The organism is Kibdelosporangium banguiense (assembly GCF_017876405.1).
Taxonomy (GTDB): Bacteria; Actinomycetota; Actinomycetes; order Mycobacteriales; family Pseudonocardiaceae; genus Kibdelosporangium; species Kibdelosporangium banguiense.
The window spans coordinates 11,148,965-11,172,574 of the sequence record NZ_JAGINW010000001.1 but is presented as its reverse complement, the minus strand read 5'-3'; the positions used below and the strand labels follow the sequence as shown (position 1 = coordinate 11,172,574).

The following is a 23,610-nucleotide window of genomic DNA, read 5'->3' as shown; positions in this document are numbered from 1 at the left end:
TCAGCGGTTGTAGGCGGGCATCGGACCGCGCAGGGCGTCGCCGGCCTCGTCGCACGCGGCCAGCACATCAGCGGGCAAAGGTCCACCGGCCGCGGCCGCGATGTTGGCTACGAGGTGTTCGACGCGCGATCCGCCGAGGAGCAACGAGTCAACGCCGTTCCGGCTGAGCAGCCAACGCAACGACAGCTCTGTCAAAGGGATTCCGGCACCCTCGGCGACGGCGGACAACGCGGTCACGGCGGCGAACAAGCGGTCGTCCCAGTATCGCTCGGTGTACATCGCCGCGAGCCGGGAGTCGCCGAACCGGCCGTGCTCCGGGCGCTGCCCGAACGTGTGCCGACCGGTGAGCAGCCCACCGCCGAGCGGGTTGTAGACCACTGTGCTCAGGCCGGTGACCTGCGCGAATTCCAGGTACTCGTCCTCCACCCGCCGGGCCAGCAGGTTGTACAACTGCTGGGCGACCACCGGCCTGGGCACGCCCTGAGCATCGCATTCCCGTGCGATCTCGCCGATCTGCCACGCGGCGAAGTTGGACACGCCGATCGCGGACACCAGGCCTTCGGCGACGAGCTTGCCCAGTTCGGACACGGTCTCGCTGATCGGCGTCGCCCGGTCGGGCTGGTGCAGGTAAAAGAGATCCACATGATCGACGCCGAGCCGGCGCAGGCTGCCCTGCAGGCATTTCCGCAGCGCGATCGGCGACAGCGGCGGCGCGCCGTCCGCGTCCGGGTGGGGAATGCCTGCCTTGGTCGCCAGGACGACGCGTTCGCGGCGGCCGGGCAGGAGGTCTCGCAGGATCTCCTCGGACGCACCGCCCGCGTAGCCATTGGCAGTGTCGATGGCCGAGATGCCTGAGTCCAAGGCGGTGTCGACCATGCGACGGGCGGTGGCGGCGTCCACGGTGTCACCGAAGGTCATGGTGCCCAGCACCAGCCGGGACAGGGCGAACTTGGTCACGCGGGAACCTCCTCTCGCGGTGCGACGAGCGCACGCGGCTTACGGCCGGTCATCGTGGCCGGGTCGAGCGCGGCACGACGCAGCGCACGGGTGTACGGCTGGGTGGGCGCGGCGAGCACCTCGGCTGTGGGGCCGGACTCGACCACCTTGCCCGCGCGCAGCACCACGAGGTCGGCACTGATCTGTCGTACCACACCCAAGTTGTGCGAGATGACGATGCAGGTCAGGCCGGTGTCGCGTTGCAGATCCTCCAGCAGGGCCAGCACCTGCGCCTGCACGGACACATCGAGTGCGCTTGTCGCTTCGTCGCACACCAGCAGGTCCGGGCTGCTGGCCAACGCCCGCGCGATACCGATGCGTTGCCGTTGCCCACCGGAGAATTCAGGGGGACGACGATCCAAGGCACTCGACGGCAGCCCGACGCGATCGATCAGCTCGGCTGCTTGCTTGCGCCGCTCGGCCACTGAGCGGACACCGCGCAGCCGCAACGGTTCCGCGACGATGTCCTGCGCACGAAGGTGCGGATCCAGCGACGCGTACGGGTCCTGGAAGACCATCTGGACCCGTGAGCGCAACGGCCGCAGCCGGCGTTCGGGCAGCGCGGCGATGTCGGTGCCGTCCAGCAGGATCTCGCCGGAGGTCGGCTTGATCAGCCGCACGATCGCACAGGCGATTGTGGACTTCCCGCACCCGGACTCGCCGACCACGGCCAGGGTGCGGCCTTTGTGGACGGTGAAGCTGACGTCGTCGACCGCGCGGAACCCGCCGCCGCGGACCTGGTAGTCCACAACGAGGTTGCGCACGTCGAGCAGTGGCGTGTCACTCATAGCTGATCCTCGTCCCATGGTCCGAGCGCGGGCACGGCCGACAGCAGCTTGCGTGTGTACTCGTGTCGTGGGGTGTCCACGACGGACTCGACATCCCCGGACTCGACAAACCTGCCTTCCCGCATGACGTGCACGCGGTCGGACATCAGCCGGGCCACACCGAGGTCATGCGTGATCATCAGGATGCCGATGCCGGTGGTCTCCTGTAGTTCCAACAATAGTCCCAGAATGCTTGCCTGGACCGTGACGTCCAACGCGCTCGTCGGTTCGTCGGCCACGAGCAGCTTGGGTTCGCCCGCGAGTGCGATGGCAGTCAGGACACGCTGCAGCATTCCGCCGGACAACTGGTGCGGATACCTGCTGACCTGCTCGGCCGCACGTGGTACCCGGACCAGGTGAAGCAGTTCGACGCCACGCTCCTGAGCGTCCTTTTTGGTCATGCCGGGCTGGCGCAGGCGGACCGCCTCGACGAGTTGCCGGCCGATCGTGTGCACCGGGCTCAGCGCGGTCATCGGATCCTGGGGGATCAGCGATGCCGTCCGCCCACGCACCTTGTTGAGTGCCGAAGGATCGGCGATCACGTCGACATCGCTGAACCGTACGGATCCCGACACCACTGCGAGGTCGTCGGGCAGCAGGCCCAGTACCGCCATCGCCATGGTCGACTTGCCGGAGCCGGACTCGCCGATGACGGTCACCGACTCGCCTTCGTTGATCGTGAAGCTCACGCCGTCGACGGCACGCACCACGCCCGCCGCGGTGATCAGCTCGACCTGCAGTTCGGCAACGTCCAGTAATGCGCTTGTCATGCGGCACCAGCCTTTCGCTTGCGGGCGCCGTCGCGGAGACTGTCGCCTAGCAGGTTGACGCCCACGACCAGCACGACAATGACCAGGCCAGGCAACGTGACCATCCACCACGAGGTCGTGATGTAGTCCTGCCCGTCGGAGATGATGCGGCCCCACGTGGCGAACGGCCGTTGCGGTCCGGCGCCGAGGTAGGACAGCGCGCTTTCCAGCAGTACGGCTTGGGCCAGCAGCAAAAGCACGACCAGGCTGGCCTGCCGCACGATGTTCGGCAGGACGTGCCGCATCAGGATCGCGAGCCGGTGCAGGCCCAGCACCCGGGCCGCGGCCACATAAGGCTTCTCGCGTTCGACGATCACCAGCGACCGCGTCAGCCGGGCCACTTCAGGCCATTGCGCGATCGCGATGACCAGTGTGATGACCGGTACCGAGGGACCGAACAACGCCACGACAAGCAGCAGCATCATCAGCAACGGCAACGACAACTGCGCTTCCAGCAGACGTGACACGACCGCGTCGATCCAGCCGCCGAAATACCCTGCCGCAGCACCCAAAGCGATGCCGATCAATCCGGACACCACCACGGCGAGCAAGCCCACGAGCAGGGACACCTGACCGCCGTGCAGAACACGCGACAGCAGGTCCCGGCCGAGCTGGTCAGTGCCGAACAGGTGTCCCTCAGTCAACGGCGGCAGCCTGCGGCTGCCCAGATCCTGCTGGTCAGGACTGGGCAACGGCAGCAGTTGGGCGAGCGCGACCGGTGCCACCACCAGCAGGGTGCAGACGAGGCCGATCCAGAACTTCAACTGGGCACCCCGGCGTTGCCGGGTGACTTTCGCGCGGGCCAGGTGCTTGGCGGTAACGGCACTGGGCCGCGAAGCCGGTGGTTCCACACGCGCGGAGCTGGGATGGGTGATGCTCACGCCGACACCTTCTTCCCGAGGCGTACCCGCGGGTCCAGCAGCGGGTAGGCGAGGTCGACAAGGAGTTGGACGGCGACCGCGAGCGCCGCCGTGATCAGGACTGTGGCCTGGATGAGCGGGTAGTCGCGGGTCTCCAGGGCCCGGACCACCAGCGAGCCGACGCCCGGCCAGGCGAACACGACCTCCACGACCACGACGCCGTTGAGCATCGACGCGAACCGTGTCCCCAGCGCCGTGAGCACCGGGATCGAGGAGTTGGCCATGGCATAACGCCAGACGAGCGCGCGTTCGGACACCCCACGCGATCGCGCGACCGTCAGATACTGGGCGTTGAGATTACGTGTCATCTCAGCGCGTACGAGCCGTGAGATGAGCGCGATCTGCAGCACCGCAACGGTGATCGCCGGTAGCACCAAGCCGCCCCACGTGGCGAAGCCGGACGCCGGCAGGACCGGGATGACCACGGCGAACACCGTCAGCAGCATGATGCCGCTCCAGAAGTCCGGCATGGACTGACCGGCGATGGTCAGCACGTTCGCCGACAGTTCGCGCTTGGTGTCCGCACGGCGGGCCATCCATACGCCCAACGGGATCGCGATCACCGCGGTCAGCAGGATCGCGGCCACGGCCAGGGTGAATGTGTACGGCAGGCGGTCGAGCACCACGTCGACCGCGGGCGCCCGGAACGAGTAGCTCGTGCCGAGGTCGCCGGTCAGGATTCCCTTGAGGAACAACAGGTACTGGCTGAACACCGAGCCGTCGAGGCCGAAGTCCGCGCGGATCTTGGCGAGGTCGTCGCTGGTGGCCAGCGGCCCGGCCATGGCGGACGCCGGGTCTCCTGGCACCATCCGGATCAGCACGAACACGGCCGAGATCGTCAGGAAGACCGTGAGAACGCTCTGACCTAACCGCTTGAGCAGATAGGGGCCCATTCCTCAGCCCTCCAGACGCGTGGACGCGAGGTCGTAGGAATTGGTGGGCACCAGCGAGACATCGCCGACCCGGCTACGGGTGGCGAGTACGACGTTGGGCACGAACGCCCAGAGGCATGGCCACGTCGCCCACACCGCGCGTTGTGCCTCGCCCAGCAGTTGGGCGCGACGTGCGCTGTCCGGCTCGGCGGACGCGGTGATGATCTGAGCAGCGATCTCCGGGAACACATAGCCCTGATAGGTGTCGCGGGTCTGTTCCTTCTCCGGTGTTCCCGCGTACATGCCCTGCAGGATGCTCGCCGCCAGACCGGTCGGGCTGGGGAAGCCGTTGCCGAGCACGTCCCAGTCGCCTGCCTTGCCCTGCCGCCACGACAGGATGTCGCCGCCGGGCTGGAACTGCTGGAGCTGTACGCGCACGCCGACCTGGCCGAGCATCTGCACGACCGCTTCCATCACCGAGGTGTCGCCGGCGAACTCGCCGGTCTCCCAGATGATCTTCAGTTCCAGGTCGCGGACGCCCAACGCGTCCAGCCGCTGCCGCGCCTGCGCGGGGTCGTACACGTATTCGCCGGTCTTGACCGCGCCTGCCAGACCGGTCGGCACGACGCCGTCGGCCTGGGTCACCGATCCCACGAGCACGTCCTGCACCAGCGCCCGGCCGTCGATGGCGTAGGTCAGTGCCTCACGCACCCGCACGTCGGCCAGGGGATGCCCGGCGGGTTTGCGGAAGTTGTAGAACAGCTGGTTGATCCGGGTGCTCGGGATGCGCGTGATCCGCACGCCGGGCAGGCCGGCGAGCTGGTCGGCGGAGTCCGGGGTGATCGAGTCGATCACGTCGACCTCGCCGCTGCGCAGCGACACGACCCGGCTCGACTCGTCGGGCATGAACCTGACCTGCACATTGGGCACGTTCGGCTTGGTGCCCCAGTAGTTGTCGTTGACCGCGAACGTGTAGTCGCCGGTACCGCGGCTGCTCGAGCGCACGACATACGGGCCGGTCCCGAGACCGCTCTGCAGCTCCTCGGGCCGGTTCGCGGCGGCAGGCGTGATCAGGATGTTGGCCATCAGGTAGTCCAGGACCGGGATCGGACGGCTGGTCTGAAGGGTGAACGTGCGGTCGTCCACCGGCACGACCGTCGGGAACTCGGGGAAGAACCCGGCGATGAACGACCCGTTGACCTGCTTGTACATCTTCAGCGCGGTGGAGACGTCCTCGATGGTGACCGGTGAGCCGTCGGAGTAACGGACGCCTTCGCGCAGACGCACTGTCCACTGGGTCGGCGCGGTCAGCTCGAACCGGTCGGCCAGCACGAGGCGTGGCTTGAGGTCGGGGCTGACCACGGTCAGCCCTTGGCGCACGCCACGCTGGACGGTGACGGCGGCGTCGAACTGGTTGAGCTTGTTGTCCAGGCTGACCAGCGATCGGTTGAGCGCGAGCGTGAGAGTGCCCGGACCAGGGGTGCCGGTGGGGCCGGCACACGCGTTGAGCAACGGGGCCAGCGCCGCGCCGGCCCCGGTCATCACACCCCACCTCAGAAGACTGCGGCGGGAAAGGTCCCGGCCGCGTCCGGATTGGGTCATCGTCGACCTCGCAGTGATTCGAGACAGTGCTTCGGGGGAGCCCGGTGTTGCCCGTGCCACACTGGCACGTGTTGCGTGTTTCGCGCAAGAGTCTGGTGCTGTTGGCGCGTTCTGTGCAATTCTGGTGACCGAAGGCGTCCCGGAGGAGGTGTGTACGGAATGCGAAAAGTCCTGGTTATCGCCGATGACCTGTCCGGCTCGGCCGAAGTGGCGGCTGCGCTGAGCTTGCGCACAAAGCGCAGTCTGGTGCTGCTCTACGCCGAATCGGAGCCTTACGAACCTGTAGTCGTCGTCGACGTCGACACCCGTTCCGGTGACGCCTCCACAGCCGAAGCGAAGACCGCGCAAGCTGTCGCGGCGCTCGGCGCGGACCGTCAGGTGTTCCTCAAAATCGACTCCCAGCTGCGCGGTCATGTCGCCGCGGCTGTCGACGGGGTTGGTGGCTTCGCCGTGGTGTGCCCGGCGTTGCCGCGTCTGGGGCGCACGATGCGTGACGGAGTCGTGCATGTGGACGGCGTGCCCTTGCACAAGACGCAGGCGTGGCGCGTCGAGCCCGTTGCGCCACCGCATTCGGTTGCTGACCTGCTCGCGCCACGATCGTGTGACGTTGTGGACCTGTCCTGTGTGCGCAGTTCGCGCAATGAGTTAGTCGCCCGTCTGCGCGAGATCCGCGCGAGTGGGGCCATCGCCGTGTGCGACGCGGAGACCGATGCTGATCTTGAGGCCGTGGCGCAGGCAGGTACCGAAGTCGGTGCTGTGCTGGTCGGATCGGCCGCACTGCTGGCACGCGGCGCAGAGGTGGCCGCGACCGTGCCGGCGCGGGACATCGGCGTCCTGGTTGTCGTCGGGACTGCGGCCGCCACTGCGCAGGTCGAGCATCTGCGGGCGTCAGGCGCGCGTGTCGTTTCGCTGCTTCCGTCCGAGATCCTGGCTCGGCCCCAGGTCGCTGTGGACGGTGACGTGGTCGTGCTCGCTGTCGACCCCTCCGAGGGAATCGCGCCATCCGCAGCGCGCGATCTCGTTGCCGCGTTCGCCGACATCGCGGCCGATGCCGCGCGCTCTACCAACGCCGACCTGCTCCTCACCGGCGGCGAGACCGCCCGCGCCGTGCTGGACCGCCTCGGCGTCACCCGCCTTGACGTCCACGGCTCCATCCCCGCCGTGTACGGCGCCGTCGTGAGTACGACTCCTGACGGGCGCCGAGTCGTCACGAAGCCTGGGAGCTTCGGCGACATGAGTTCTCTCACCGACATCGCGATCTGCCTGGGAGGCAAACACGTGAGCACCACCAGCAGCCACGACACCCGTCCGTTCATCGCGTTGACGATGGGCGACGGCGCGGGCATCGGCCCCGAGGTGATCGTCGGCGCGTTGCTCGACGGAGCCGTTGCCGAGTACTGCAGGCCCGTCGTAGTGGGTGACCTGGCACGGCTACGGCTGGCCGCCGAGGTGCTCGGCGCGCAGGCCGACATCGTGACCGTGGAGACCGTCGCGGACGCCGTGTTCACGCCGGGCCGGATCAACGTCATCGACCTCGCGCTGCTGCCCGCCGACCTGCAGTGGGGCGAGGTGTCCCCGGTCGCGGGCGACGCGGCGTACCACTACGTCCGTGTCGCCTCCGAGCTGGCGATGTCCGGGCAGGTCCAGGGCATCTGCACGGCCCCGCTGAACAAGGAGGCACTGCACGCGGGCGGCCACATCTACCCCGGCCACACCGAGTTGCTCGCCGCCCTGACCGGCACTGAGGAAGTCTCGATGATGCTGTCGACACCCAAGGTGAAGGTCATCCACGTGACCACGCACATCGGCCTGGTCGACGCCGTCCGCCGGATCGAGCCCGGTCTGGTGGAACGCACCGTCCGTCGTGGACACGCCGCGATGGTCCGGGCCGGCATCGCGAACCCGAAGATCGGCGTCTGCGCGATCAACCCGCATGCGGGGGAGAACGGCCTGTTCGGGCAAGGCGAAGAGGAAGAGAAGATCGTCCCCGCCATCACCGTGCTGCAGGCCGACGGCATCGACGCGCGTGGCCCGCTCCCCGCGGACACCGCGTTCTTCCTGGCCGGTCGTGGGGACTACGACCTGATCGTCGCGATGTACCACGACCAGGGCCACGGCCCGGTGAAGGTGCTGGGCATCGAGGCGGGCGTGAACATCACGGTGGGACTGCCCGTGATCCGTACGTCGGTCGACCACGGCACGGCGTTCGACATCGCGGGCAAGGGTGTCGCCGACGCACGCAGCATGGTGGAAGCTTTGCGCCAGGCCGCGCAGCTGTCGCCCAGCCCGGGCGAGGTCCGCGGATAATCTTGCGACAGTTTCTTCACGAGGCTCTTCAAGAGGGGCAGTGCATGGCGGGGATGCGCACAGACGAGCGACGCGAGGAGATCGTCCGCCTGGCCAAGACAACAGGCCTGGCGAGCGTCGAGGAGCTGGCGGAGACATTCGAGGTCACGGCGTCGACAATCCGCCGCGACCTCGCGCGTCTGACCGACGAGGGCAGAGTCGCACGCACCTACGGCGGTGCCATGGCCCTGCACGCACACCCTGAGCCGTCACTACGCCAACGCACCGGGGAAGCCTTCGCCGAGAAACGCGCAATGGCCCGCTGGGCCGCAGCGGAGATCCTCTCCGGCGAGACAATCCTGCTCGACGCCGGGACCACAGTCGGAGCATTGGCTCGCGAACTGCGTGACGGCCCCAAACTGACCGTGGCGACAACAAGCCTGACCGCACTGGAGGAACTGGCCGGGGCGGAGAACGTGCACGTGGAATGCCTGGGCGGCACACTGCGGCACCTCAGCCAGGGTTTCGTGGGCCCGCTGACCGAAGCCGCCCTGGAACGCATGACCTTCGACCGCGTCTACCTCGGCGCGGACGGCGTCACCCCCGACAACGGGCTCTGCGAGGCAGATCTTCAGCAGACCAGGCTGAAGGAACTGATGATCCGCCGCGCCAACACCGTCTACGTCCTGGCGCACGCGGCGAAACTCGGCCGCAGCCCCTTCCACTCCTGGGTCCGTATGCCCGCACAGTGGACTCTCGTCACCGACACCAGCGCTGATCCCGGCTTACTGGCCGAATTCACCGCACGCGGCGCATCCGTGGTGACTGTGCCACCGTCGTGACTTAGTCGGCGATGAACAGCGCGATCTCGTAGGCCAACGGGGTGAAGGCAAAGAGGCCGTACGCGACTGTGAGCGCGGTGCCTGCGATGCACCAGCGGTAGAGCCGGGCCGGGCAGGAACGGCGAACCCGCACCAGCGCCACGACTCCGGCGATCCCGAGAACAACGCCGGGCACCGGTCCGAGCAGGGTGATGTAGTGGCCCGGCACGCCGAGCAGCCAGCCCGGCACGATCAACATCCAGGTCGGCGGAGACGGCCGCGGATGCCACAGGTAAGGGACGATGGCCGTGGCCAGGTAGGCCGTGAGTGTGTACAGCTGGACAACGACCAAGATTCGAACACGCGCGACGGTCGATGCATCTGTCGTTGGTGGCGTTGTCACGCGTTGGTGGGCACATCCTCGCGGGGCGCGGGGGCCGCTGCCGGGACGGTGGCCGCGACGTCGCGGGCGCGGGCCAGCTGAGCCACGCCGTAGCCGCTGAGCAGGGCGCAGATGACGGCGAGGGCGATCTGGAAGTTGGTGGTGGCGATGCTTTCGCCGAGCAGAGCCACGCCGATGATGGTGGCGCTGGCGGGGTTCACGAGGTTGGTGACCGCCAGGGGCGCGCTGAGTCCGTTGCGGTACGAGCGCTGGGTGAGGATGGTCGCGACGACCGCGAACGTGCCGATGGAGATCATGGCGAAAATCGTGATGGGGCGTAACAACGCGCCCGCCCCGGCTTCGTCCACGGTCACCACAACGGTCTGGCACAGGGCGGAGCAGACACTGAAGGCCAGGCCACCTGCGACGGCCTCCCACAGCGTCGAGGCGTTCGGCCGCCTGCCGAGCAGACCGAGCACGGTGACCAGGACGACCGTCGCGACGATGAGTCCGATGAGCTCAGGCGTGGTGAGCGTGTCGGGCTTGCCGCCGGTGGTGATGAGCATCGCGAGCCCAGCGAGGCCGATCACCGTGTAGACCGTGCCGGTCAGCTCAAGCCGGGTCGCCCGGCGCCGCGCCGTGATCGCCGCCAGCGGGACCGCGATCACCAGCGTGAGCACACCAAGCGGCTGGATCAGCGACAGAGGACCGAAGTTCAGCGAGGTCACATGCAGTGCGGCGCCGAGTCCGTTGAGGCCGATCGCCACCCATAACACCGGTACCCGGACCAGTTCGAGAACAGTGAGATGGGCGAACCGGGCCTGAATGAGCGCGGCCACCGCATACGCGATGGCAACGGCGACACACAGCGCGATCGCGATGATCAAGTCAGTCATGGCCGGCAGTCGCCCAATCTCGGTTCGCCCGACGGAACGGGTGTTCTCAGCGTCCTCGCACGGACGTACCAAGGTCCAGGCGAACCGGGACACTCACTTCGAGCGTAGCCGCGTCAAGCCCTCCGCGCCGCAAATCCGCGAAACGTGATCATCCGCACTCGGACAGCGATTTGGCCCAACGACGTGGCGTGCCACCGCCTGTACACATCGCGCGAAGGCCCGACCGTCTCAGCACACCTGTCACATCCCTGGTCAAGGGCCACCCGTCATACCATGATCATTGGGACCCTCGCTTGCTCTCTTCCGAGCATGACCATCGCCGGGTCGAGCATCCATCCGTTGTGTCTCAATGGAAATATCATCCCACACGTCAAGACGTGGCCGCTCCGACACGATCACTGAGAACGGACAGCTGCAGTAGATGCAGGCAGAGTTGACCGTGCAGGCAGCCGTGCAGCAGTTGGATGGTGAGCAGGTTGAGGCCGTAGTCGAGCGACTCGAAGTCGGCGGTTGAGACATCGGAACCAGATCGGCGCTAAGCGATGATTGCGCTGGTCAGAGGCTTGCGCGTCCTTGCCCATCCGCGATGCCGACGCTGCTGGTGTTCCTGGCCGGATGCAACCGGAGCGCACAGCGCAGCCGGTAGTGCCTGTGTACACCAGGGCGTTCGGCTCATCCCCGGTCTTTCTTGGCTGGCTGTCTCCATGGCGTGCGGAGGCCTTGGCGAAGGCTCCGGCCATCGCCGAAGAAAGGCAGGAGAAACACGCCGTGCGCGAGGTACCACCAGGCCAGGGACCGGTCCAGACGCGAGGCCCAAAGAACGGCGCCGACAACTACGCAGAAGAAAGGTCCGGCGATGGCCACACCCGCAATCTGACGTCCCGTCATTGTCCCTTGGGGAAGCACTGATGTACGCCACGCCATCCTGTCGATCGCGATATGAGTTACGGTACGGATGCGTTTGAGCACCATTACGTGCGCCGACTCGTGCAAGGCGAACGAGCCCACCAGGCCCAGGGCCGCCGCCTTGAACAACCACCACGCCATCTCCGCCGGCGTGCTGTCACCCGACCTTGCGAGCCAGGCCAGCGCTATCGCCAGGAAGGCACCCAGAAATACCAGCAGCGGCCAGACTTGGGCGGCCACGGCCACGGCCACTGTGCGGATCGCCAGGTCGTCTCGACCGTAGATCCTCGGTTCAGGTGCCGGACGTTTCCTTGATGAGCTGCTCACGGCGCTGCTTCAACCCCCGGTAGATCGTCTGGGTTGTCGTCAGGACTACGACGTACACAACGAACGTGATGATCAACGGCGCGGGGTTCGCTACGCCCATGGTGACGCCAGTCGCTCCCGCGCTCGTTTCCTGCGTCTTGAGGAAGAGCGACCCGAATAGCCCTTCCCGGTAGACTGGCTTGTCGCCGTCCGTTGAGAACATGAGGTACAGAAGCGTCCCCACCGCGGTCGCTAGAGTCAGCAGAGCGGACCCGACGACGGACGTCACAACCGATAGTCCCTTTCTCATTCCTTCTCCTCGATTCGCTTGTTCGAATTCCTTGCACGGCGTACCAGGCGAACAGCACGGATGCCCCGGCAAGGCATCCCGTCACTGCCCACGGCGGCAGACTGAGCATTCCCAGCCCGATGGCTGATAGGGCGAGAATGACGCCGACCACGGAAAGCCCCAGGAACACGGAGAACGGATTGTCCTTCTCCGCCGGAAACACGATGCTGATGCAGGTCGTCATGACCGCCGCGCCGAGACAGCCGAGGAGAGCCGGTCCGCTCTGGGCAAACGCGTGCGGGGCGAGGGCACCGAGTATCCCAAGCCCCGGTACGGCGAACACGGCGAGCAGGACAACCTGTGCCTTAACCAGACGCCCGTAGATCCGCCAGGGAGATGCTGAGGCGCTGGATATCATCCGTAGCGGCTGGGTGGCGGTGAACTGGTAGAGGCCACCCAGCGACAGGACGGTGAAGCTCCACATGGGATTCATCACGGGATGCAGCGCCAGGTACACGAACAGCGCGACGGCCATCGATGCACCCACTGCGGTCTGGGAGTTACGCAGGAGACACCAGTCATACGGGCCGAGAACACGAGTCAGCCGTCTGCCGGCCGGGATGTTCAGGTAGCGGGACTGGCGGACGTGCTGGTTCGGAGTGAGTGCCAGAGTAAGGGCCATGAGCGCAGCCGCGAGGAGCACCGCGGCGGCGAAGGCCGGATAGGCCCCGTACCGGTGCCATGCCCATGACACCGAGGTGACCCACACATAGCGGCTCTGCTCGTGCAGGTACGCCTGGCTGATGTCCAGGATCAGCGCCTTCATCTGGCCGGAGTACAGCGCCAGCAGCGCGAACAGGGCCAGGACGGACAGAACGTTCGCGATCCGCCTGAGCCCTATCAGGGCCCACAACCGTGTCAGGACTTGGTAGAGGACGCTCAGGGCGAGATAGGTCAGGACGACGGGCAGAATGACAGACGCTGCGAGATGCGGGGCAGCGGCCGGACCGAGCAGGAGCAGCGCGCTCACCGCGAGGGAGATGAAGCCCGCCCCGGCCACGACTCCTGTCATGCTCGCCTCGTACATGAGGAACGCCGCCGAGCGTTCACGGTTGGTCAGCGGCAGTTGGTAGCTCAGCGCGAGCATTCCTTCCGCGTTGATGAAGAGCACCTTCACCAGCAGGAACGCGATCTGCACCCACAGGACGAGGGAAACCGTTGCCGTGTCGAACAGAAGACGCCAGACGGCCATGTCTGCGGCCAGCGGCTCGAGGAAGAAATACGCCGAGGCACACATAACCCCCAGAAGTAGGACGGCGACCGATACCGCGAAGATCCTCACCGAAGCGGAGCGGAGGACTCCCATCCTCAGGACCCTGCGTCTGAAGAAGACAAGCAGCATCCGGGCCAGGGCGGCGGAGTGCCGCAGCCGCATGGTCATCGGTCCTCCGATCCGAGGTAGTCGAACACCATCGCGGTCACCGAACCGTGCTCGGCAATCAAGTCTTGCGTAGGCGCATCACGCACTACCTGCCCCAGGTCGAGGAAAACGATGCGATCGGCCAGCCGCTCCAGAATGGCGAAGTCATGCGTGCACAGCAGGATGGACCGCCCCTCGTCGCGGAGACACCGAAACTCCTTTTCGCTGAGATGAAGCGCCTCGAGATCGATCCCATTGAGGGTCTCGTCGATGACGGTCAGGGGCCGGCGCATGACGAGCGCGGACACCAGTTGGGTCTTCTTGCGCATGCCGTGCGAGTAGTCCTCGATGACATCGTCATAACGTCCATCCATCGAGAACCGGCGGAACAGATCACGCGCTTGGGAGTGGTCGACATCGACACAGAACAGACTCCCCAGCAGGGAGATGTACTCGCGGGCGGTGAGGAACTCCGGCAGGTAGTCATTGCTGGACAGATACATGCCCAGGGACTTCGCCTCTACGGAGGCGTGCTCGTAGCCGCCGACGCGCAGAGACCCCGACTGAAAACGCAGAAGATCGAAAATGTTCTTGATCAGTGTGGACTTGCCGGATCCATTGGGACCGACGAGACCGACGATTGCCTCTTCCTCGACCGAGAAAGAGACGTCCGCAAGGACGTTGATGACGCCGTCGTAGGAGTAGCTGACGTTCTGAACATCCAAGAGGTTCACTGTCCGTTGACCTTTCACTGAGTTCGTCCGGCGGCAGTTGCCCAGGCAGCCTGGCGGTACATCGTGGCCAGGCTGCCTGGGCACCGCACTGAGGAGATGTCAGCCCTCCATCTGACGGTCTACGCCACTTCCATTCGAATCAGCCGACCATTTGACGGTCTGCTACCTGCATTCGAAGTAGACCTTCAGACCGAAGTTCTTGAACTCCCAACTGCCGGTGAACGTCTTGTGCTGTTTGACCACACACCAGACCGCCATCCCCGCGAGCAGGACGGCGCCCAAGGCGAGGATGACCGCTACGAAGACCAGGAACCAGGCGTCGTAGCGGACGAGTCCGTTGTCGATCTTCGTCTTGATCGACTCGACTACGCGCGCGGACATTCCAGGCATGTGCATGGTGACGGATTCCGGCACCAGGGTAGGTGTAGACACAGTTTTCTTCCTTCCTTCGGTTGGTTTATTGACCTGAGGCTTCGAGTTGGTCGCCCCGTTTAGGTCACCTATCTTGGTAAGCATCGCAGGGTTGACTTACCAAGTCTTTAATCGTTTTGCGAGTTTGGGTAGCGGTTGATCTGGTAATACGCAGATTTACGTCGCAAACCCGTTCAGGGCGCGACCAGCAGCGTGTATTCGGACATCCTGAGGTCTGGGTGTTTGGTTGTGTGTCAAGAAGATGCTTCGGTTCTGCGATTCTCACCCTTGGCCGTGTCAGCGTGTGGTGGACACGGCCAACGGCCGCGGCCGGCGGCGATGGCCTGGAGCATGGCCAACTCGCGCCGCGAGAGGTCCAAGCCTGCTGGTGCCGTCGTGGACACTGGTCGTGCTCCTTGTCCAGTAAGGAAACGCGGAAGTGAGTCGTTCGACTCGTCGTGTCCACTAGTGCACTGACAGCCGATTGCAATGGCGCTGCAGACCGGATGCAGCTCACACAATCCGATATCAACGAGGTGTTAGCGGCCAAGCGTTTGCCGTGTCATATCAACGCCGAGCCCCTCGGAAGGCCGCAGGCGCCGATCAGACACGGTCACAGCGATCGTCACAGCGGTCGATGTACCGTGCCTGCGGGCGTGGGTGGTTGCCGGAGAACGAGCCTGGAGACCACGCCTGTCCTCCAGACCAGTGATCCAGTGATCCAGTGATCCAGAGCTTGTCAAGCATCACTGCACGGGGCCAACACGGACATGAACGGATCACCTAAACGTCGACGAGAGATAACGTCGCAGAGACGGCGGTGCCCAGGGAAGGCAAGGGAAATTTGCGGGAAGGCAGAGTCTTCTCACCCCAGCCGCCTGGTCGATCCGACGTTCGTCGACCGTCGGTCATATGGTGGGTGGCTCGGCAGTGGAGTGCGATGGGGGCGCCGCAGGCAATCGGTCGTTGGTCCGGGTGAGTTTGGTGCGGACCTCGTCGGCCTCGGGGTAGCCGAGTCGGTCGAGGATGGTCAGTGCCTGCTGCCAGGTGTAACGGGCGGCGGGGTGGTTACCGCTGGCATGGTGGGTGTCGCCGAGGCGGTGGAGGGTGGCGGCTTCCTCGTAGTGGTTGCCGAGGCGGCGGTACAGGACGACGGCCTGTTGATAGTGAGTGATGGCCTGTCGGTGGTGGCCGAGGTGATGGTGGGCGTACGCGAGGCTGTCCAGGGTCAGGGCTTCCCCGTTGGGGTCATCGAGGTCCCGGTGCAGGTTCAGGGCCTGGTCGCAGTAGGTAAGGGTTTGCGAGTAATGGCCGAGCCGGGCGTGGCACCAGCCGACGTGGTTGAGGGCACGGGCTTGTCCTGCATGGTGGCCGGCGGCGCGGTAGAGGTCCCAGGCGTGCAGGGTGTGGGTGAGTGCTTCGGTGTAGCGGCCCTGCTTCTCGTAGACGAAACTGAGGTCGTAGTGGGTGCACGCTTGGTCGATCTGTTCGCCGAGCTGCCGGAATATGGCCAGTGCCTGCCGGAGGTGGTTGAGGGCGGCGGCATGGTGCCCCAGCCAGGTACAGGCGGTGCCCAGGAGGCGGTGGGCGTGGGCTTGGGCGGTGCGATCGCCGAGCCGGTCTGCGGCGGCTAGGGCGGTTTGCTGGATGGCGGCCCAGTCGTGCCAGTGTCCGCGGCGACGGAGGAAAGTAGTGAGAGTCCAGGGCAGTTGCCAGGCGTGGATGTCCATCCCGGTGCGGGCGGCATGATCGACGGCGGCGAGCAGCGCGGCGCGTTCCGTGGTGAACCAGTCCACAGCCTGCTCGTGGTTGGCGATCATGCCGGGGGTGACTCCTGGGCGTGGGGTAGCTAGCACGAGGGCATCGCGGTAGTGGTCGAGGTGCCAGTCCGCGGCCGAGCTGGTCTGCAGGTAGTAGTCCAGCAGCCGCTGCACCGCCGCCCGCTGGTCCTGTTCGGTCTCCTCCTGTGTCGCCTGTTCGGCGGCGTAGGCACGAAGCAGATCGTGGAACCGATAGCGTCGGGGGGTGTGCTCGTCGAGCAGATGTGCCCGGGCGAGCTCGGTGAGCGACGCGCGTGTTTGTGGGGTGGGGATGCCAGCGAGGTTCGCGGCCGCGGGCAGGCTGATATCGGGTCCGGGACACAGGCCGAGCAGCCGGAACAGGCCGGCAGCCCTGGAAGTGAGAGTGCGGTAGGACCAGGAGAAGACCGCTCGCGGGTTGAGGTCGGCGTCGCCGAGGTCGAGGACATCGAGTCGGGCGCGTTCGTCGCGGAGCTGCTCGACCAGTTGGCTGAGCCGCAGGCGAGGCTGGTTGGTGGCGCAGGCGGCCACGATGCTCAACGCGAGGGGGAGCCGGGCGCACAGCTCGATCAGCTCGGCCACTGCATCGGGCTCGGCCTCCACTCGTTGGTGGTCGATGCGGCTGGTCAACAGCGCGACCGCCTCGTCAGTGCTGAGCAGGTCGAGAATGAGGCGGTGGGCACCTTCCCGCGCTGCCAGGCTGTCCAGCCGGTTGCGACTGGTGATGATCACCATGCAGGTGGAGCTGGCTGGAAGTAGTGGACGGACATGCTCGGTGTCGCGGGCGTTGTCCAACACGATCAGCATCCGCCGGTCCGCGAGCAGGCTGCGGTACAGGGCGGCCTTCGCGTTCCGGTCCGCGGGGATGGCGTGCGGGTCCACCCCGAGAGCCTGGAGGAATCCGTCCAGGGCCTGACCGGGATCGGTGGGTGCTTGCGGGTCGAATCCTCGCAGGTTGATGTACAGCTGTCCGTCGGGAAAGCGGTGGGCGATGTGATGGGCCCAGTGCAAGGCCAAGGTGGTCTTGCCGATCCCGGCCGTGCCGGCGATTGCCGAGACCACCACCGCGGCCGGCGTGGTCCGGTCTTTGGCCAGCGCGGCGTCCAGTTGCCCGAGTTGACCGGTCCGGCCGGTGAAGCCGGCGATGGTGGGCGGCAGTTGCGCGGGCACTATCCGTGGCCGGTGCGGACTCGATACGCCTGCGTGATCATCGGCTGAGGTTTTTCTGGGCAGGTCGAGCTTGGGGTCGGCGGTGAGGATGGCAGTTTCCAGTTGGCGCAGACGCGGTGCTGGTTCGATGCCCAGCTCGTCGATCAATGTGGTGCGGGCGCGTTGGAACGCCGTGAGCGCGTCGGCTTGGCGGCCCGCGCGATACAGGGCGAGGATCAGCAGTTCCCACAGCCGTTCCTGGAAGGGGTGCTGGCTGACCAAGAACTCCAGCTCACCAATCGCCGTGGCGTGTCCGCCCAGGGCCAGCTGCGCGCTGAGCAGGTCCTCGGTCGCGGCCAGGCGGACCTCACCTAGCCGGGTGACCTCGGCGCGCTGCCACGGCCCGGCGCGGCAGTCGGCCAACGCCTCGCCGCGCCACAACGCCAGCCCCGCCCGTAACCACTCCACTGCCACCTGGGCTTCGCCCGAGGCCAGTGCTTCCCGCCCATCGGCGGCGAGGATCTCGAACCGGACAGCATCAACCGCATCCCTGGGGGCGTGCAGGACGTAGCCCGGGCCCTGGGTATCGATCAGGTCGACCAGACCGGCCTCCCGCAGCCGACGACGCAACCGCGCCAGATAACTACGCAGAGTCTTCATCGCCGTGGGCGGCGCCGCATCTGCCCACAACACGTCGATCAGCGCCGCGCAAGACACCGTCTGCCCCGACGACAACCCCAGACGAGCGACCAGGGTGCGTTCACCACCCCCATGCAGCACCACTGCACCACAGGGACCGATCACCTCCACCGGCCCCAACACCCGGATATCGATACCATCGGGCATCGCTTGCCCCGGCTAAATCACCCTTCCCAAGCCCCACGTGTAGACCCATCCAACCTATCCGACCATCTGCGCAAGAAAGGGCCCCGGTGCGGCCAAACAACGCCACTGACACAAATCGCACGCCAGAGGTTGACGACCGGTAGTACGCAGGGGCCAGAACCAGCGGCGGCTGATGCCTTGATCATCCTGCGAGTTCGTAGCGTGCGTATCGCGGCAACTTGTCCGATGCATGCTCATAGCCGCATAGCGAGCGTTCTCGGAGGCGCTAAATCGCTGCCCCCGTCCCGGTCATAACCGCCATCGGGCCCGCTGCTGAAGAAGTGCCACGGAACTGAGACTGATCTTGGACGTCGCGTCGTGAGACTGCCGGGAAGTCGCAGGTCAAGCACGATCGACATGTCATGCGCGGTGAGACCCTACAGTTGTTGTAGGTTCTCAGTGATCTTGGCCCTTTCTCAACGATCTTGGCCCCTCGACGGCCCATGGGCCAATATGTGAAACCGACTGTCCGTTTTCAGTGGAGTTTGCAGAGTCTCACCGATCACGCGAGTCGTCCCATCAAGGGTGTCGGAATCTCATCCGACACGGCAGATCGTCGGCTGTCGCCACACGCGATCCCCGGTCTGTCTCAACGCACTTGTCACAGCACTGGTCAGGACCTCGTGCCACGCCATGATCTTCGAGACCACGCTGTTCCCCGGCCGCACGTGCCCCTGCGCCAAAGCCGCCGCCCATCCGTTGTGTCTCAACGGAGATGTCATCCCGCACGCCAGGACATGGCCACACTGACATGATCGTTGAGAACGGACAACCAGGCTGCTGTGGCGGGATTCTCGTTGGACGGCGAATCGCGGTCGCCACTGTGGAGCTCGCCGCTGGTCGCAAGCGTCGGACGACCGCAAGGTGTTGTGCGACATCCTGTTTGTGTTCCACACCGGCATTCGGTGGGAGTTTTCTGCCGCAGGAACTGGCGTTCGGCTGCGGGATGACCTGCTGGCGGCGCCTGCGTGACTGGCACGAGGCGGGCGTGTGGCGGCGGCTGCACGAACTGCTGCTGGCCGAACTGCATGCCACGGGACTGGTCCAGGGTCGGTCCGGGGCAGTGATCGACAGCTCCCACTTCCGGGCGCTCAAGGGCGGCCCAAAACCGGACCGAGCCCGGTCGACCGTGCCCTAGCAGGCTCGAAACACCACATGATCACCGAAGCGCACGGCATTCCGCTGGCGGTGTTGTTGACGGGCGTTGCTCGAGACTGTTCCGCCGTGCGCGGCCGGCGTGAGCGGCCCGCCAGGGCACTCTGGGCTTCGTGCGGCACATCAACAAGGGGTGACGCATTGTGGCCATGTCGCAAACTGGTCGCTCGCCAGCATCACAGCAGTGACAGGCTAAACAGCTTCAGAGCCCACAGCGTGGAGTCCACCTGGTGCTCGAGACCGGACGGCCGAAGCGCTATCTCGAGCTGCGAGGGCTTATGGGTGGCGCTGCGGAAGATTCAAACCCCTTCAGACCAGGGAGTAAGAGGGGGAGGTAATACCGTGACCGATCGAGGTGATATGTCCGGCGGAGTGGGCGGGCTTGCCGGGGCGTTACCTGCCGGGAGCGGGTCGCGGCGGTTCGGTCTCGCCTCTGCCATGGCGCTGGTTGTGGGCAACATCATCGGTGTCGGCGTTTTCAACCTGCCTACCTCCTCGGCGGCATACGGTCCGATCAGTCTCGTCTCGATGGCACTCACCACCGTTGGCGCGCTGGCGCTTGCCATGCTGTTCGCGGCGCTGTCCCGTCGTGTGCCCGCCAGCGGCGGGCCGTACGCGTACGCGCGGATCGCCTTCGGCAACCGCCTCGGGTTCGCCACCGCCTGGTCCTACTGGATCACGGCATGGGCCGGCAACGCCACGATCGCGGTCGGCTGGGTCCTGTACGTCGAGCATTTCGTCAACACCGGCCACAACGAGCTGTTCTCGGCGCTGCTCGTGCTTGCCGGGCTGTGGCTACCGGCGGCGATCAACCTGTCCGGCGTGAAGAACATGGAATGGGTCCAGGTAGCCACCGCCATTCTGAAGTTCGCGGCTCTCGCGGTCATGTCCACTGCCGGATTTTTCTTCATCGAGAGCACCAACTTCACCCCATGGAACGTCAGCGAGGAGGGCACGATCGCCGCGATCGGCGGCGGGATGGCCATCGCCTTGTTCAGTTACCTCGGTCTGGAAACCGCCGCTGTGGCCGCCGGCAAGGTGCGTGAGCCCGACCGGAACATCCCCAAGGCCACCATCCTGGGCACGATCGCGACCGCCGTTGTCTACCTGCTCTCACTCGTCGCCGTGTTCGGCATCCTGCCCAACTCACAGCTTCAATCAGCCACCGCCCCGTTCTGCGACGCGGCCAACGCGATGTTCGGTGGTACCTGGGCCGGCGACGTGATGGCCATCGCGGTGATCATCTCCGGCTTCGGGGCGCTCAACGGAGGCACCATGATCGCCGCGGAGATGCCGCTGGCCGCCGCGAACGACGGTCTGTTTCCCGAACAGTTCAGGCGCATGTCGGAGAAGAAGGTGCCTGGGGTCGGGATCATCGCCTCCACCGTGCTCGCATCGGTCGCAGTGGTCGTCAACTACCTGGGCTCGGCCGGCGCGACCGTCTTCACTACATTGGCCTTGATGGCCGGCATCACAGCCGCAATCCCTTATGGCTTCTCTGCACTCGCGCACATGAAATGGCGTTGGATCGATCACCGGACTCCGGACATCCCGCGGTTCGTCCGTGACACGACCGTGGCCGTGGCCTCGCTGGTGTTCTCCGTGCTCTTCATCTGGTATTCACGCAACACCGGCCATGGCTTCTGGGTGTACTGGGCACCGTTCCTCCTGGCCGGCGGCGCGCTTCTGCTCGGTATCCCCGTCTATACCGCCCAGCGCCGCCATCTGACCCAGCCGGCGCCCATGCCGCGTTACCGGTAAGACCGGCTGATCATCGAGCGAGAAGGCGCGGATGCGGATCGTGATAGCGCTGGGCGGCAACGCGTTGGGCAATGATCTGACGATCATATCCACAGTGGACAATCGATGGGTCGGTCTCTGTTCGTTGTGGACAACGGTGACCGAGCGCGGCTCGTCATGCCGGTCGCCGGCCCCGAACCGGCCAGGATCGACTTGCTTGACGTCCTGCGCCGATAGCGGCAGAGACCCGATCGCGTCCGGCCGGTTCGCGACCAGCTGGCACATCAGGAACGGCGGCTCGCCGAGCGACGCGAGATGCTCGAGCGCTATCTCTCCGCGCCGCGGTCCCGGGCAGCCCTGCGCATTCCTGGGCAGAACAGCCCTCGGCCCCGGAGGCGTGAGGACCTCCGGGGCCGAGTGTCTACTTAGGTCTTAACGCGGGACTGCCGTCCAGCGTTGGTTGGGACCGTTGGTCGGGCGGTAGAGGCCGATGCGGGCGCCGTCCTCGCGGGATTCGCCGATGACATCGAGCAGCTGGCCGGTGGCCGCGTTGATGAAGGTCCAGGTTCCGTTGCCGGTGGTGGACAGGATCCAGCGGGAGGCCGCGTTGTCGGTGCGGGCCGGGGCGAGGGTGACCGCGCCGTCGGCTGTGCTGAGGACCTGGCGTGTGCCGGTGTTGGTGATGGTGTACTGGTCGCGGTTGCCGTAGCAGCCGGTGCGGTTGGTGAGGGTCCAGGTCTGGGCCGGCGCTGAGGCGTCGGTCGTGCGCTGGAGGAGCGAGCCGTTCTCGGCGCTGAGTGACTTGCCGCTCTGCACGCCGGTGAAGGTGAACGGCTTGCCTGAGCCGATTCCGGTGCCGGCGGCGGTGAAACTGACGCCGTTCACGACGAAGCTGGTCACCGAACGGGCCGGGACGCGGATGGTCGCCTTCTTGTTGACCACGCGGACTGGTTTGCCGCGTTCCAGGACCTTGTTGACGTCCGTGACCACCGGGGTGACGGACGCGCCGGGCCAGACGAGCCCGAAGCCGGACAGGTCGAGCACGACGTCACGGTCGGCCGCGGTGGCGTTGGTGTGGACCACGGTGGCCAGGCTTTCGCCGCGCATCGCGACTGTGCTGGCGGTGTCGTTCACGCCGATGATGCGGTCACCCGGCTTGATGTAGTGGGTGAAGTTGCGCATCGTGTTGTACTTCGTGTTCGTCCTGATCGGACACGTCTTCAGCGTCGCGTTGCGGGCACAGTCGAACGGGATCTGGATCTCGCCCCAGTTGATGCCCGCCGGGGTCTCGCCGCCGGGCTTCATGTTGTTGTAGTCCTCGATGGGCTGCCAGCTGACCCACGCCTTCGGCTCCAGCTCACGCAGGTCGCCGGTGATCTGCGCGGCCATCCCGAGACCCGGGTCCATGCTGGTGAAGTCCTGGCGGTCCAGCCAGCTCCCGCCGACCTCGCTCATCCACAGCGGTTTCGCCGCGCCCTTGGCGATGTCCCTGGGCACAGGCCGGTTTCCGGTGCCGTAGGTGTGCACGTTGAGCTGGCCGACCTTCGCGCGGGACTCAGCCGACCAGCCGTTCCAGTCGTCGGCGAAGATGCTCGGGTTGGTCTCGTCCGGCCCGGACACCGTGGCGCGGGTTCCCGCCGCGGACAGTGCCTGTGCCATCGCCGGGATCACCTGCGACTGCACAGCGGGCCCGATATGCGCACCCTCCTGGCGGCCACCGGTCGGGTTTCCGTTGCTGCCGAGAGTGGTCTTCCAGTAGTTGGTGTTGGGCTCGTTGAACGGATCCACCGTGGAAACAGTGATTCCGTGCGCGCGCTCGAGGGTCTTGGTGACCTTGGCCAGGTAGGCGGTGTAGTCGCCGATCTTGTCGGTCCGCAGTTGCTCGTCGGTGGCGTTGAAGCCACCGGAGACGTACCCGGACACGGTGTGGAAGTACGGCGGGGAGTTGCTGAACGTCTCCCACTTGGTCACGCGTTTCTTGATCCGGTCGACCCACCATCGCTGGTTCGGGTCAGCCGCGGCGTCGAACTCGCGCGGATCGTTGGGGGACCACCAGTCCTTGTCGTTACGGGTCGTGCCCGCGGGCGCCTTCCACCAGCCCGGCACGGCACCGCCCGCGCGCAGGTAGGGCGGTACGTCCGGGGCGTTGCCGCCGCCGATGTTGAACCGGGCGATGTTGAAGTTCAGCCCTTCCGGGCCGTAGACCATGTCGGCGAGCTTGTTACGGATCGCGTCGGGGTAACCGCCGGTCGCCTCGGCCATCCACGCCAGACTCGCGCCCCAGCCCTCGAAGGGCTGCTGCCGGTAGGTGGGATCAGGCCGCACGGTGACCGAGTCGACCGCCGCCCCAGTGGCAGACACAGGGGCAGGCACGGCGACGGCGGTGACCAACGGGACACAAAGGA

At 66.1% G+C, this 23,610-nt stretch carries 17 protein-coding genes and 1 pseudogene; 4 read left to right on the top strand and 14 right to left on the bottom strand.

Annotated features, from left to right (window positions below; all coding sequences use genetic code 11):
* The 6 genes from JOF56_RS49915 to JOF56_RS49895 are packed head-to-tail and all read right to left on the bottom strand — an operon-like array spanning position 1 to position 5,966.
* Complete coding sequence (locus JOF56_RS49915) at positions 1-957, bottom strand: aldo/keto reductase (protein WP_307855628.1); 957 nt, start codon at positions 955-957, stop codon at positions 1-3.
* A complete protein-coding gene (locus JOF56_RS59180; protein WP_245378747.1) occupies positions 954-1,784 on the bottom strand; it encodes an ATP-binding cassette domain-containing protein in 831 nt (276 codons plus the stop codon). Before JOF56_RS59180 ends, JOF56_RS49915 begins: the two co-directional genes overlap by 4 nt.
* A complete protein-coding gene (locus JOF56_RS59175; RefSeq protein WP_245378746.1) occupies positions 1,781-2,593 on the bottom strand; it encodes an ABC transporter ATP-binding protein in 813 nt (270 codons plus the stop codon). The genes JOF56_RS59180 and JOF56_RS59175 overlap by 4 nt, the downstream gene beginning before the upstream one ends.
* Positions 2,590-3,513, bottom strand: a complete 924-nt coding sequence (locus tag JOF56_RS49905) for an ABC transporter permease (RefSeq protein ID WP_307855627.1) — start codon at positions 3,511-3,513, stop codon at positions 2,590-2,592. The genes JOF56_RS59175 and JOF56_RS49905 overlap by 4 nt, the downstream gene beginning before the upstream one ends.
* Positions 3,510-4,445 carry an ABC transporter permease gene (locus JOF56_RS49900; protein WP_209646466.1) on the bottom strand — a complete coding sequence of 312 codons (936 nt, stop codon included), beginning with the start codon at positions 4,443-4,445 and terminating at the stop codon, positions 3,510-3,512. The genes JOF56_RS49905 and JOF56_RS49900 overlap by 4 nt, the downstream gene beginning before the upstream one ends.
* A gap of 3 nt (positions 4,446-4,448) precedes the next feature.
* Positions 4,449-5,966: an ABC transporter substrate-binding protein gene (locus JOF56_RS49895; RefSeq protein ID WP_245378745.1), complete on the bottom strand. Its 1,518-nt coding sequence runs from the start codon at positions 5,964-5,966 to the stop codon at positions 4,449-4,451.
* Between the two features lie 219 nt (positions 5,967-6,185).
* Between JOF56_RS49895 and pdxA the strand changes: the two genes are divergently transcribed.
* Both pdxA and JOF56_RS49885 read left to right on the top strand, forming a co-directional pair.
* Positions 6,186-8,333, top strand: coding sequence for a 4-hydroxythreonine-4-phosphate dehydrogenase PdxA (pdxA, locus tag JOF56_RS49890; RefSeq protein WP_209646464.1), 2,148 nt, complete (start codon positions 6,186-6,188; stop codon positions 8,331-8,333).
* Positions 8,334-8,377: 44 nt separating this feature from the next.
* A complete protein-coding gene (locus JOF56_RS49885) occupies positions 8,378-9,154 on the top strand; it encodes a DeoR/GlpR family DNA-binding transcription regulator (RefSeq protein WP_245378744.1) in 777 nt (258 codons plus the stop codon).
* A 1-nt stretch (position 9,155) separates the two neighbouring features.
* On the opposite strand, the gene JOF56_RS49880 is transcribed toward JOF56_RS49885, so the two are convergent.
* From JOF56_RS49880 to JOF56_RS49850, 7 genes are all read right to left on the bottom strand, one after another.
* Entirely contained in the window at positions 9,156-9,485 is a 330-nt protein-coding gene (locus JOF56_RS49880; RefSeq protein WP_209646463.1) for a hypothetical protein, read from the bottom strand.
* Positions 9,486-9,532: 47 nt separating this feature from the next.
* A complete protein-coding gene (locus JOF56_RS49875) occupies positions 9,533-10,411 on the bottom strand; it encodes a DMT family protein (protein WP_209646462.1) in 879 nt (292 codons plus the stop codon).
* Between the two features lie 672 nt (positions 10,412-11,083).
* Positions 11,084-11,569: a hypothetical protein gene (locus JOF56_RS49870; RefSeq protein WP_209646461.1), complete on the bottom strand. Its 486-nt coding sequence runs from the start codon at positions 11,567-11,569 to the stop codon at positions 11,084-11,086.
* A gap of 71 nt (positions 11,570-11,640) precedes the next feature.
* Positions 11,641-13,353: a hypothetical protein gene (locus JOF56_RS49865; protein ID WP_209646460.1), complete on the bottom strand. Its 1,713-nt coding sequence runs from the start codon at positions 13,351-13,353 to the stop codon at positions 11,641-11,643.
* Complete coding sequence (locus JOF56_RS49860; RefSeq protein ID WP_209646459.1) at positions 13,350-14,066, bottom strand: ATP-binding cassette domain-containing protein; 717 nt, start codon at positions 14,064-14,066, stop codon at positions 13,350-13,352. The genes JOF56_RS49865 and JOF56_RS49860 overlap by 4 nt, the downstream gene beginning before the upstream one ends.
* 162 nt (positions 14,067-14,228) lie before the next feature.
* Positions 14,229-14,498, bottom strand: a complete 270-nt coding sequence (locus tag JOF56_RS49855; protein ID WP_209646458.1) for a hypothetical protein — start codon at positions 14,496-14,498, stop codon at positions 14,229-14,231.
* Between the two features lie 887 nt (positions 14,499-15,385).
* A complete protein-coding gene (locus JOF56_RS49850; RefSeq protein ID WP_209646457.1) occupies positions 15,386-18,271 on the bottom strand; it encodes an AfsR/SARP family transcriptional regulator in 2,886 nt (961 codons plus the stop codon).
* A gap of 894 nt (positions 18,272-19,165) precedes the next feature.
* Between JOF56_RS49850 and JOF56_RS49845 the strand changes: the two are divergent.
* Both JOF56_RS49845 and JOF56_RS49840 read left to right on the top strand, forming a co-directional pair.
* Positions 19,166-19,513 (top strand): annotated as a pseudogene (locus JOF56_RS49845) (transposase); the annotation flags it as partial.
* Between the two features lie 294 nt (positions 19,514-19,807).
* Positions 19,808-21,226 carry an APC family permease gene (locus JOF56_RS49840; RefSeq protein WP_209646455.1) on the top strand — a complete coding sequence of 473 codons (1,419 nt, stop codon included), beginning with the start codon at positions 19,808-19,810 and terminating at the stop codon, positions 21,224-21,226.
* A 411-nt stretch (positions 21,227-21,637) separates the two neighbouring features.
* Here the strand turns inward: JOF56_RS49840 and JOF56_RS49835 are convergent, their stop codons facing one another.
* A complete protein-coding gene (locus tag JOF56_RS49835; RefSeq protein ID WP_307855626.1) occupies positions 21,638-23,566 on the bottom strand; it encodes an RICIN domain-containing protein in 1,929 nt (642 codons plus the stop codon).
* Positions 23,567-23,610: the final 44 nt, after the last annotated feature.

Excerpts from the sequence above, each read along its gene's own strand:
- JOF56_RS49895 (WP_245378745.1), bottom strand. The coding sequence starts at position 5,966 with ATGACCGGGGCCGGCGCGGCGCTGGCCCCGTTGCTCAACGCGTGTGCC.
- pdxA (WP_209646464.1), top strand. The coding sequence starts at position 6,186 with ATGCGAAAAGTCCTGGTTATCGCCGATGACCTGTCCGGCTCGGCCGAA.
- JOF56_RS59175 (WP_245378746.1), bottom strand. The coding sequence starts at position 2,593 with ATGACAAGCGCATTACTGGACGTTGCCGAACTGCAGGTCGAGCTGATC.
- JOF56_RS49850 (WP_209646457.1), bottom strand. The coding sequence starts at position 18,271 with ATGCCCGATGGTATCGATATCCGGGTGTTGGGGCCGGTGGAGGTGATC.
- JOF56_RS49885 (WP_245378744.1), top strand. The coding sequence starts at position 8,378 with ATGGCGGGGATGCGCACAGACGAGCGACGCGAGGAGATCGTCCGCCTG.
- JOF56_RS59180 (WP_245378747.1), bottom strand. The coding sequence starts at position 1,784 with ATGAGTGACACGCCACTGCTCGACGTGCGCAACCTCGTTGTGGACTAC.
- JOF56_RS49875 (WP_209646462.1), bottom strand. The coding sequence starts at position 10,411 with ATGACTGACTTGATCATCGCGATCGCGCTGTGTGTCGCCGTTGCCATC.
- JOF56_RS49865 (WP_209646460.1), bottom strand. The coding sequence starts at position 13,353 with ATGACCATGCGGCTGCGGCACTCCGCCGCCCTGGCCCGGATGCTGCTT.
- JOF56_RS49900 (WP_209646466.1), bottom strand. The coding sequence starts at position 4,445 with ATGGGCCCCTATCTGCTCAAGCGGTTAGGTCAGAGCGTTCTCACGGTC.